Genomic DNA, 10,790 nt, shown 5'->3' on the forward strand with positions numbered 1-10,790 from the left:
AATCAGCACGGTGAACACAACGAGAAATGTAAAGAATTCGTAGGTTCCCATACCAATCGCCCCCTTTCCGGGGGCAAGATTCGACCGCCCTTTCGACAGTGCTTGCGTTTAGTATAGCACAGGAACATACGTATGACAACAAAATCCCCTTGACACACATGGCGTCAAGGGGATTTTTTTCATATCGATTTCTAACTCAAATATCCAGATTTCGTACGAGTTTTGCGTTCTCCTCGATGAACTGGCGGCGCGGCTCGACCTTGTCGCCCATAAGGATGGTGAAGAGCTCGTCTGCCGCCTCGGCGTCCTCTGCGCCGACCTGCAGCATGGTGCGCCCCTCGGGGTTCATGGTCGTCTCCCAGAGCTGCTCGGGGTTCATCTCGCCGAGTCCCTTGTAGCGCTGGATGGTCACGCCGTCGCGTCCGATCTCGTCGAGTTTCTTCGCCTGCTCATCGTCGGAGTAGGTGTAGAAATGCTTCTTGTCCTTGCGGATCTGATAGAGCGGCGGCTGCGCGATGTAGACGTGCCCGTGGTCGACGAGCGGCTTCATGTAGCGGTAGAAGAACGTGAGGAGCAGCGTGCGGATATGCGCGCCGTCCACGTCTGCATCGGTCATGATGATGATCTTGCTGTAGCGGCGCTTCGCAAGGTCAAACTCCTCGCCGATGCCCGTGCCGAACGCCGTGATCATCGTGCGGATCTCGGCATTGGCAAAGATCTTGTCGAGGCGTGCCTTCTCCACGTTGAGGATCTTGCCGCGCAGGGGCAGGATCGCCTGGAAACGGCGGTCGCGTCCCTGCTTTGCCGAGCCGCCTGCCGAGTCGCCCTCGACGATGTAGATTTCGCATTGATCGGGATCCTTGACGGAGCAGTCCGCGAGCTTGCCGGGGAGGCTGGAGACCTCAAGCGCGTTCTTGCGGCGCGTCAGCTCACGTGCCTTGCGTGCCGCCTCGCGGGCGCGCGACGCCATGAGTGCCTTGTCGAGCACCTTTTTCGTGACGGCGGGGTTCTCCTCGAAGTACTCCGTCAGTCCCTCGGTGACGATGGAGTCCACGATGCCGCGCACCTCGGAGTTGCCGAGTTTCGTCTTGGTCTGCCCCTCGAACTGCGGCTCGCGCACCTTGAGGCTGATGACGGCGGTCAGTCCCTCGCGCACGTCCTCGCCCGAGAGGTTGCCGTCCTTGTCCTTCAGCACGTTCAGGCGGCGCGCAAAGTCGTTCGCCGCGCGCGTGAGGGCGATCTTGAAGCCCGCGAGATGCGTGCCGCCCTCCTCGGTGTTGATGTTATTGACAAAGCTGTAGATATTTTCCTGATAGCTGTCGTTGTACTGCATGGCGATCTCAACGACGGTGTCGTCCTTCACGCCGTTGAAGTAGATCGGCTCCTCGTTGATCGTTTCCTTTTTGCGGTTGAGGTGGGAGACGAAGGAGCGGATGCCGCCGTCAAAGTGGAAGGTCTCGCTGCGCACTTCGGCGCCGCGCTCGTCGGTGAGCGTGATCGTGATGCCGTGGTTGAGGAAGGCGAGCTCGCGCAGGCGATGCTTCAGCGTGTCAAAGCTGTAGGTCGTGACGGTGAAGATCTCGGGGTCGGGGACGAAGTGGACGCGCGTGCCCGTTGTATCAGATGTGCCGATCTCGTGCAGCTTCGTCGTGGTGACGCCGCGCGAAAAGGAGATCGCAAAGATTTTCCCGTCGCGGCGCACCTCGACGTCCATCTCCGTGGAGAGGGCGTTGACGACGGAGACGCCGACGCCGTGCAGACCGCCGGAGACCTTGTAGCCGTCGCCGCCGAATTTGCCGCCCGCATGGAGGACGGTCAGAACGACCTCGACGGCGGGCATGCCGCTCTCGTGCATATCGACGGGGATGCCGCGTCCGTTGTCCGTGACGGTGATGCTGTTGTCCTTGTGTATCGTGACGCCGACCGTGTCGCAGTAACCCGCGAGCGCCTCGTCGATGGAGTTGTCCACGACCTCATAGACGAGGTGATGCAGGCCGCGCTCGGAGGTCGAGCCGATGTACATACCGGGACGCTTGCGTACCGCCTCCAGTCCTTCGAGGACTTGGATCTGTCCCGCGCCGTAGTCGGCGTCGACGGCGGTCACCTCATCGCCCATCTCCTCCTCCGAGATCGCGATACCCGTAAGATCGGGCGCATCTGCCATCTCAGCGGCTTCCTTTGCCTCCTCGGGGGTCAGCGGACGGATCTCCGCCTGCTCGTCCGTCGTTTCATTTGGGTTATTTTTCTTTGCCATTATGTCCTCCTTGGGGGTATTGAACTTCTTATTTAGGGAAGCACTGATAAATTCAGCACTACCATCTTGACGCATCTTTTTCGCCCGCACTTCGGCGGAAAATCCTCCACATAGCCTTTGCTATGCGTCCGGTTTTCCACCTTGTTCGGACAAAAAATCTACGCCAATCTGGCAGACTTCATTTTATCAGCGATTCCCTAGGGAATTTCAGAGATTTTACGCGAATGATCTCATAGTTATTTTCTTTCAGGATATGGGCGCAAACCTCCCTAAGAATTGGGATATTCTGTTCAATCGTATCCCAAACAATTTCAAAATCAAGGCTATGGTCGTAATCATGCGCGAACAAGTTCCTCATTTTCTTAATATCTTTCCATGGAATTTCAGGAACTTTCTCAAGAAAATCTGACGAGATTTTTTTTACAACCTCTCCGATGGTCTGAATCAGCATAGAGCAAGAACTATGATATGCATAGTTTTCTATGAATTCCTTTTTTGATTTTCCAAAGAGACGAGAAATTTCGATAATCTCATCACAATGCTTTACGATAATTTGCAGGATCTGCGCATCCTTCTCGCTGACGATCATAAAGAAGTATCTCCTCCCTTTCGACGTATTTCTTGAAGATTTTATTCTCCTCCGGGAGTCTCGTAATCAGATCAATTTCTTTGCCCAGGGCTTCTTCGAGGTCTGCATAAATACCACCGAGCCCAAACAGCCCTATCCCCTTAGGAACTTCCATATGAAAGTCCACATCGCTGTCCTCACGTGCCTCGCCGCGTGCATAGGAGCCGAAGAGCCATACCTTTTCAATTTTGTATTTCTCGCAGATGGGGCGGATTTTATCACGGATTTCATCAATACTGAGAATCATGGGTGTCACCCCCTACGATTTCTTCGCCTTGCGTTTTTTCATCTCTTCCCAGAACTCACGTGTGGTGATGAGCTCGTTGCGCAGTTCCCAGAAGGTGCTCTGTATCTTCTTCGATGTGACCTCTCCGGGCGGCAGGCCGCGGTGCAGCATGGTGAGGAGACGCGCATTCTCGCTGTCCTGCGCCGTGTACTCCGTGCGGCCTGCGATGCAGCGGATGAGGTCGGCGCGCTCACTGCCGACCATGAGTGCATCCGCCGCGGGGATGCGCCGCGTGATGTCCGCGAGCTTTGCCCACGGCTCACGCCGCAGGATGGCACGCACCTCGCGCCGCACTCTGCGCGCCTCGCTGCGGCGACAGTCCATACAGACGCCGCGGACGAGCCGCCCACAGACGGGGCACGGGGTGAGTCCGCACGCTTCCTTTAGATGGCGTGCCTTGCGCGTCGTCAGATAGGCGCGCTCGATGTGCGTGCGCAGGTCGCTGTCCTCAATTCGGGCGGCGAGCGACGCCCCGCGTGCGATCTCGGCGTCCGACAGTCCCGTCTGTGCGAGCACACGCCGATAGGCGGCAGGCGTCTCCGCTGCGGCATCGTCCGGCATCTGCAGAGCGGGGCGCATCGTCCGTGCAAAGGCGATCTCCGTCACCATGCGTCCGCCCGCATAGTTGTTGACCCGCTGGACGATCTCGGGCGCACTCATGCGCATCTCGTTCTTCCAGACCGCATCGGGCGCATAGAGAAATAGCTTCTTGTCGCGCACCGCAACGGCACGCACGCGGCGTGCGACCATCTCCCCCATGATGTCCGCCCAGTGGGAGAGGGTCGTGTGCGTGATGTAGTCGCGCTCAAAGGAAGGACCGAGGCGACGAATCGCGGCGCGCACATCGTCGCCCGCGCCCGCCGTGCCAAGTGTTGTACGCACGTCTCTTCCTCCTTTGTGTCAATCCCGCATCAATACATCGGATTGGGTATCCCATACGTCCATGGCGCCCCCTCCACCGCTTGCGCGGTCCCCCTCCCCCGTATCGTACGGGGGAGGCTAAGGCAACATGGATACATTCCGCTGCATGACATTGACGCATCTTCTCCACACATCAACGGAAAATCTATGCGAATCCTTAATTCTCCCGCACTGTCCCCGCCTCCACATACCGATACGTCCCCATGCGCTCTGCGGGGAAATACGCCGCATCGGTCGCCGTGATAAAGGTCTGGATGTGCTCGTGGCGGATAAAGTCGAGGAGGGCGCGGCGGCGGTCGGCATCGAGCTCGCTCATCACATCATCGAGGAGGAGGATCGGCGCCTCGCCGATATTCTCCTGCAGGTAAAAGAGTTCCGCGAGCTTCAGCGCGAGCGCGCCCGTACGCTGCTGCCCCTGCGAGCCATAGCTCCTGAGGCTCATGCCGCCGACGCGCAGGACGAGATCATCGAGATGCGGGCCGACGCCCGTCGCCGCCCGCGCAATATCTCGCGCACGCCCCTCGCATAGCATCTTATTATACCATAGATGGAGTGACTCTGTCATGTCGTCTTCGGCAAAGTCCTCCGCCCCCGCGCCTGCGATCTCATAGGCGAGCGTCAGCTCCTCGCCCGCCGCGAGCACCGCCTGCACGCGCGCGGAGAGCGCACCGAGCTGAGCGACTGCCGCGATACGACGCGTCACGATGTAGGCGGCACTCCTTGCGAGCTGCGCATCCCACGGCAAGAGATCGTCCGGCGCGGCGAGACGCTCGCGGATATCCTTCAGCACGGCGTTGCGCTGCTTTAGGATGCGCGTATAGCGCAGGAGCTCGCCGTAGTAGGCGGGACTCGCCTGCGATAGCTCCGCATCGAGATAGCGACGGCGGAGCGCCGGCGCCCCCTTGACGAGAAAGAGATCCTCGGGGGAAAAGAGCACCATCGGCAGGAGACCGACGAGGTCGCGCTGGCGCAGACTCTCTCCTGCGTAGGTAATGCGCCGCCGCGCCCCACGGGCAAAGGTAAAGGAGAGCTCGCCCGGCACATCGTGCCGCCGAAACAAAAGACCGATGTGTGCACCGTCTGCCCCCGCGCGAATGAGCTCCGCATCGCTCGATGTGCGATGGGAGCGTCCAAAGGCGGCGTAGTAGAGCGCCTCGATGATATTCGTCTTGCCCTGTGCATTCGCGCCGAGAAAGATCTGCACCCCGGGATCGAACGCGAGGTGCAGCGTCTCATAGCTGCGATAGCTGCGCAGCGTCAGCTCTGTGATCTGCATCGTTACACGCGCACGACGCGGTATGTATTACTGCCATCAATCGTAATGACATCACCCGGGACGAGCTTGCGCCGCCGTGCCGTCTCCGGCACATCGTTGCGCAGGATCATGCCCTCCGCGAGGAGCGCCTTGACCTCGCCGCCGCTCGCCACGGCCCCCGCCAGTTTCAGAAACTGATCCAGCTGGATCGTATCGGTATGAATCGCGATATCCATCACGTCAGTGCGTCCTCACAGGCGTTACCACATAGATATAGTTCGGATCGGCCTCCTCGCGGATCGTGATCGGCGAGAGGTTGACCCCCTGCTCGTTTGAGCCCTGTAGGGAGAGGATACACGTATCGCTGTCAAGCGACTTCATCGCATCCATCAGATAGGAGGCGTTGAACGCGATCGTCACATCATCGCCCTCGACCTGCGCCGCGATCGTCTCCTCCGCCTCACCGATCTCGGGGCTGTTCGAGGAGATGCACATCATCCCGTCCGCAAAGCGCAGCTTGACGATATTGTACTGATCCGTACGCGCAATGAGTGAGGCGCGATCGACGGCGGCCGAAAATGCCGCGACATCGAGCGTCACCTTCGTGCGGATATTCGCATCCTGCGGAATGACGCGGCGATAGTCGGGGAATGCGCCCTCAATGAGCCGCGAGGTCATATAGATGTTGTCGAACGAGACACTGATCTGATTATAGGAGCACGACACATGGACATCAGACGGCACATCGCTGTTCATTGTCCGTGTTACTTCCTCTAAAAAGCGTGCGGGGATGATGACGCGGATCTGACCGGCCTCCTCCTCCAGCTGCTCGCTCTTGACCGCGAGACGATGAACGTTCGTCGCAGCGAACGTGACCTCGCGTCCCTCGACCTCGAGCTGGCAGCCCGTGAAGATCGGACGCCGGTCGCGCTGCTCCTCCTTGAGACAGGCAAAAGCAGATTTCTTGACAAGACGTGCAAGGACACGATCTTTGATGGAAAATTGCAGCGTCCCGTCCATACGTTGAAGTACAGGAAAGTCCGTGGCCTCCATCGTGCGCAGGGTGAATCGTACCGTACCCGAGCGGATCTCGGCGAGCCCGTCGGAGCTCTCCGTGTTGATCGAGACCTCCTCAGCGGGCAGTTTGCGTGCGAACTCTGTGAGATACTTTCCGGGGAGAACGGCGGTGCCGGTTCCATGAATTTCGGCGGGAATGGTGACGATAAATCCCAGCTCATAGTTTGTGGTCTGGAGTTCGAGCTGTCCTTCTCTGGCGTTCATATAGACACCGGAGAGAATCGGGGTCTGCGGCTTGGTCGAGAGCCCTTTGCTGACGATCTGCAGCGCGGCGATCAGGTCGCTCTTGGGCAGGGTGATGTTCATGATGAGTCCTTTCGCTTTCTGTGCGGCGTGTGGTTTTCGATTGCCACGTGATATATATAAATATAGTAACGGTAGTAGTAGGCGCTGTGGATATGTGGAAAATGGGAAAATCTCCAGTTTTGACGCGCCTGCGCCTGTGGATAATTGAGGCCGAGTTATGCCTGACTTATCCACAGGTTACACAGATCGGTAGTGGATGAGTCATTTTTCCACAGTACGTCCACATGTCATGAGACGTCTCCTGCACAGTGTTGTCCACAGGGGGACGTACGGTTGATGCGGTGAAGGAAGTACGGATCAATTCGGTGCGACGGATCAGCGATTCCTTAAATCCCGCGGATCTGGATGGAGAGCGACTTGATGAGTGCATCGGTCGCGGGATCGCTCTCTGTGAGACTCTGGATCTTCTTGTGCGCGTGGATGACCGTCGAGTGGTCGCGGTTAAAGAAGCCGCCGATCGTCGGCCACGATACCTCCGTCATCTCGTGACAGAGATACATGGCGATCTGGCGCGGATAGGCGATGTCGTTGCTGCGCTTCGTGGAGCGGATGTCCTCGCTCGTCACTTTGAAATGTGTGCAGACGATGCGCTCGATCATCTCCATCGTGATGCGGCGCCCCTTCTCCCCGCGCAGATAGTTGCCGAGCGCGGCGACGCAGGTCGTCTCGTTGATCGGCATACGCATCATGGAGGCGTATTTGATGAGGCGCGTGAGGGCACCCTCGAGCTCGCGGATGTTGCTGTCCACGCGGCTCGCGATATAGGTCACCACATCGGCGGGGATATCGACGTCCTCGCTCTGTGCCTTTTTCTGGAGGATCGCGACGCGTGTCTCGAACTCCGGCGGCTGGATATCCACGACCACGCCGCCCGCGAAGCGCGAGATCAGGCGATCCTCGAGCCCCTTGACATCCTGCGGCTGGCGATCCGAGGTCAGGATGATCTGGCTGCCGTTGTCGCGCAGCTTGTTGAATGTCTGGAAAAACTCCGTCTGCGTCTGCTCCTGCCCCGTGAAGAACTGGATATCGTCGATCAGCAGCACGTCGATATGGTAGTATTTCTCGCGGAATGCGTCCATATTCTTCTCACGAATGGAGCGGATAAATTCATTCGTGAAATCCGTGCTCGCAATGTAAAGGACGCGCTTCTCGGGGTGATCCGCGAGAATCTTGTGGCCGACTGCGTGCATCAGATGGGTCTTGCCGAGCCCCACGCCGCCGTAAATGAAGAGCGGGTTGTGTGAGGGGAGACCAGGCGCATCCGCAACCGCCTTTGCCATCGAGTACGAGAACTGGTTGGAGCGTCCCATGACGAACGCCTCAAAGGTATACTTCGGGTTGAGCGTCGTCGCGTCGTCCGGTGCAGGCGTATGCGTCTCGGGCGGCGTGAGCGGGAGACTGCCCTGCGTGGGGTATGTCGCCTGCTCGTCCGCGGCGATATGCCCGGCGGCTGCCTCCTCTGCCATGGCGGGTTCCACCGGGATTTCCTTCACCGCAGGCGGCTCTTTCTGGGATGCTGCCGCCGGATCAATAATGATCCGGAACGTATAGTCGGCACCGAGCGCCTTTTGTATGACATCACCGAACAGTGCACCCAGACGTGATTCTACGTATTGCTTCTGGATATCTTCGCCAACGGCAAGCAGCAGTTCCTTATCGTTGAGTGAAACGGGCACAATGGGCAAAATCCACTTCTTTACTGCGTCTTCGTGAATGATTCCGCTGGTCTTATCCAGCACTTTTTGCCACAGGTCGGCGAGGTTCTTTTCTTCGGACATACAATTTTGTCCCTTCGTAAAAATTTGTTATCAACAGAGTTATTCACACTTGTGGATAACTCTTCCGATGTGAAACGCTAGGTAATCCGTGAAGATCGAAAATTATGCACGATGTTTTCACAGGTTTTCCACAATGAACCAAGAGATATTTTATCAAAAAAAAGCGGACTTATCAACAGGTGCTTTGGTCTTATCCACCAAAAAAAAGGCGAAATCATGCCCGTGTGCCTTGACATACGCGCGTTTTTTCGTCTATAATGTGACCTGATTCACACGCGAGACTACCTGCGCGGCGGTATGTGCCGCGCGTTGCAGCAGAAAAGGAGGTGACGAGAGGTGAAGAGAACATTTCAGCCGAACAATCATTGGAGAAAAAAGACGCATGGATTCCGTGAGCGCATGAAGACGAAAGGCGGCCGCCTCGTACTCAAGAGAAGGCGTCAGCGCGGAAGAAAGAAACTTTCGGCGTAATATCGCTGGACTTTGGGCAGGAGGTCACCGCAGGTGGCCTCTTTTTTACGAATATGGAACAGAAAAGATATACACTGCCGCGCAGCAGGATGATCAAGCGCCGCAGCGACTTTCAGTGCGTCTATCAAAAGGGGCGCTCGGTCGCGGGGCGGAGCATGATCCTCTATGTCCTGCGCGACCCGCGTGTCGCGGGAAAGGTCGGCTTTGCCGCCGGGAAAAAACTGGGCTGTGCCGCCGTGCGCAGCCGCACGAAGCGCCTCCTGCGCGAGGCGTACCGCTGTCTGCAGCATGAGCTGCGCGGCGATGTGGGGATCCTCCTCATCGGGCGCGCGGGACTCGCGGACGGCAAGATGCAGGACGCCGCCGAGGACCTGCGCCGCCTCATCCGCCGTGCGGGGATCTTTGCTGACGGCGCATCGGAAAAACATCGGAGGGAGCACGGATGAAACGCCTGCTGCTCTTCCTCATCCGCTTTTATCGCGCGGCGATTTCGCCGCTCTTTCTGCCGCATTGCCGCTACTACCCGACCTGCTCAGCGTATGCCTTGGAGGCGGTCACGCGCTACGGCGCATGGCGCGGCGGGTGGATGGCACTGCGGCGCATCCTGCGCTGTCACCCCTTTCATCGGGGCGGCTATGACCCCGTACCGTAACGAAACGATTCCGAACATCCGAAATACAGACGACTTCGACTACCAAACGTCCCAAATCGTAGGAGGAACTATCCTTGATCGAATTTTTCAGCAATCTGTTTGCGCCCATCATCCATATATTGCAGACGATCCTCGGCGCATTCTACTCCGTTACCAGTGCCGCCGGCCTTGAGAGCTACGGCTTTCCCATCATCCTGCTCACCATCCTCATCAAGCTCGTGACCTACCCGCTCACCGTCAAGCAGGTCAAATCCATGAAGGCGATGCAGGACATCCAGCCGAAGATGAAGAAAATCCAAGAAAAATACAAGCACGACCCGCAGATGCTCCAGCAGAAGACGGGCGAGCTCTTCCGCGAGGCGGGCGTCAACCCGCTCGCCGGCTGTCTGCCGCTCCTCGTACAGATGCCGATCCTCATGGGCATGTACTACGCGCTCTTTAACTTTACCTTCCCGAGCGCGGAGGCGGCGTCGTTCTTCTGGCTGCCGAGCATGAGCGAGCCGGATCCCTACTACATCCTCCCCGTCCTCTCGGCGGCGACGACCTTCCTCCAGCAGAAAATGACCTCCAGTGAGATGACGGGTCAGATGAAGATCATGATGACCGTCATGCCGCTCTTCATCGGCTGGATCAGCCTCACCTTCCCATCGGGACTCGTCCTCTACTGGGTCACGATGAACGTAGTCCAGATCGCCCAGCAGTGGTGGATGTACCGCGGTGAGGACAAGACGGCAAAGGGGGCGGCGTAATGGCGGAGATCATCGAGACGACAGGCAAGACCGTCGAGGATGCCCTCGCAGCAGCACTGGAAAAACTCGGCTGCGGCCGCGAGGAGGTCACCTACGAGGTGATTCAGGAGCCGTCAGGCGGCTTCCTCGGGCTCTGGGGCAAACGCGAGGCGCGCATCCGCGTCACGACGCGTCCCATCATCCGTCCGCATCATCAGGAGATCCCGACCCCGCCGCCGCCGACCATCACCGCTGCACCGCGCGAGGAGAGTGTGCCCGCGCGCAGCGAGGACGACGGCTTCGACCCGCGCGCCAAGCGCTACCACACTGATCTGCGCTCCTCCGCACGCCGCGCTGCGGCAGGCGATGGATCGCGCATGGAGACCGAGCGGCGCGAACCTGCCCCGCGGCGAGAGCGTCCTGCACGGGACGAC

At 58.5% G+C, this 10,790-nt stretch carries 14 protein-coding genes; 5 read left to right on the forward strand and 9 right to left on the reverse strand.

Annotation, left to right across the window (positions count from 1 at the left end):
- Positions 1-196 precede the first annotated feature (196 nt).
- From gyrB to dnaA, 9 genes are all read right to left on the reverse strand, one after another.
- Entirely contained in the window at positions 197-2,254 is a 2,058-nt protein-coding gene (gyrB, locus tag C1713_RS01635) for a DNA topoisomerase (ATP-hydrolyzing) subunit B (RefSeq protein ID WP_102492816.1), read from the reverse strand.
- 32 nt (positions 2,255-2,286) lie between these two features.
- Positions 2,287-2,412: a secretion protein HlyD gene (locus tag C1713_RS12260; RefSeq protein ID WP_071585461.1), complete on the reverse strand. Its 126-nt coding sequence runs from the start codon at positions 2,410-2,412 to the stop codon at positions 2,287-2,289.
- Positions 2,413-2,432: 20 nt separating this feature from the next.
- Positions 2,433-2,843, reverse strand: coding sequence for a HepT-like ribonuclease domain-containing protein (locus C1713_RS01645; protein WP_102492817.1), 411 nt, complete (start codon positions 2,841-2,843; stop codon positions 2,433-2,435).
- Positions 2,788-3,129: a nucleotidyltransferase family protein gene (locus C1713_RS01650; protein WP_102492818.1), complete on the reverse strand. Its 342-nt coding sequence runs from the start codon at positions 3,127-3,129 to the stop codon at positions 2,788-2,790. The genes C1713_RS01645 and C1713_RS01650 overlap by 56 nt, the downstream gene beginning before the upstream one ends.
- A 12-nt stretch (positions 3,130-3,141) precedes the next feature.
- Entirely contained in the window at positions 3,142-4,050 is a 909-nt protein-coding gene (locus C1713_RS01655) for a DciA family protein (RefSeq protein ID WP_102492819.1), read from the reverse strand.
- Positions 4,051-4,246: 196 nt separating this feature from the next.
- The gene (gene recF / locus C1713_RS01660; RefSeq protein WP_102492820.1) at positions 4,247-5,365 is read right to left on the reverse strand and encodes a DNA replication/repair protein RecF; all 1,119 of its coding nucleotides are present in this window, start codon (positions 5,363-5,365) and stop codon (positions 4,247-4,249) included.
- A 2-nt stretch (positions 5,366-5,367) separates the two neighbouring features.
- Entirely contained in the window at positions 5,368-5,580 is a 213-nt protein-coding gene (locus tag C1713_RS01665) for an RNA-binding S4 domain-containing protein (RefSeq protein WP_420852645.1), read from the reverse strand.
- 4 nt (positions 5,581-5,584) lie between these two features.
- Positions 5,585-6,727 carry a DNA polymerase III subunit beta gene (gene dnaN, locus C1713_RS01670; protein WP_102492822.1) on the reverse strand — a complete coding sequence of 381 codons (1,143 nt, stop codon included), beginning with the start codon at positions 6,725-6,727 and terminating at the stop codon, positions 5,585-5,587.
- Between the two features lie 326 nt (positions 6,728-7,053).
- Complete coding sequence (gene dnaA / locus C1713_RS01675) at positions 7,054-8,505, reverse strand: chromosomal replication initiator protein DnaA (RefSeq protein ID WP_102492823.1); 1,452 nt, start codon at positions 8,503-8,505, stop codon at positions 7,054-7,056.
- 336 nt (positions 8,506-8,841) lie between these two features.
- Here dnaA and rpmH point away from each other — a divergent pair, with 336 nt between their 5' ends.
- The 5 genes from rpmH to C1713_RS01700 all read left to right on the forward strand — a co-directional run.
- Positions 8,842-8,976 (forward strand): 50S ribosomal protein L34, encoded by a 135-nt coding sequence (rpmH, locus tag C1713_RS01680; protein WP_006305399.1) that lies wholly within the window; start codon positions 8,842-8,844, stop codon positions 8,974-8,976.
- A gap of 53 nt (positions 8,977-9,029) precedes the next feature.
- A complete protein-coding gene (gene rnpA, locus C1713_RS01685; RefSeq protein ID WP_009753473.1) occupies positions 9,030-9,422 on the forward strand; it encodes a ribonuclease P protein component in 393 nt (130 codons plus the stop codon).
- Entirely contained in the window at positions 9,419-9,628 is a 210-nt protein-coding gene (gene yidD / locus C1713_RS01690) for a membrane protein insertion efficiency factor YidD (protein ID WP_009753474.1), read from the forward strand. The genes rnpA and yidD overlap by 4 nt, the downstream gene beginning before the upstream one ends.
- A 74-nt stretch (positions 9,629-9,702) precedes the next feature.
- Positions 9,703-10,377, forward strand: coding sequence for a YidC/Oxa1 family membrane protein insertase (locus C1713_RS01695; RefSeq protein ID WP_102492824.1), 675 nt, complete (start codon positions 9,703-9,705; stop codon positions 10,375-10,377).
- On the forward strand, positions 10,377-10,790 hold a 414-nt coding region (locus C1713_RS01700), incomplete at its 3' end, for a Jag N-terminal domain-containing protein (protein ID WP_245870895.1). The genes C1713_RS01695 and C1713_RS01700, both read left to right, overlap by 1 nt.

The sequence above is a fragment of the Centipeda felix genome (assembly GCF_900186465.1).
Taxonomy (GTDB): Bacteria; Bacillota; Negativicutes; order Selenomonadales; family Selenomonadaceae; genus Centipeda; species Centipeda felix.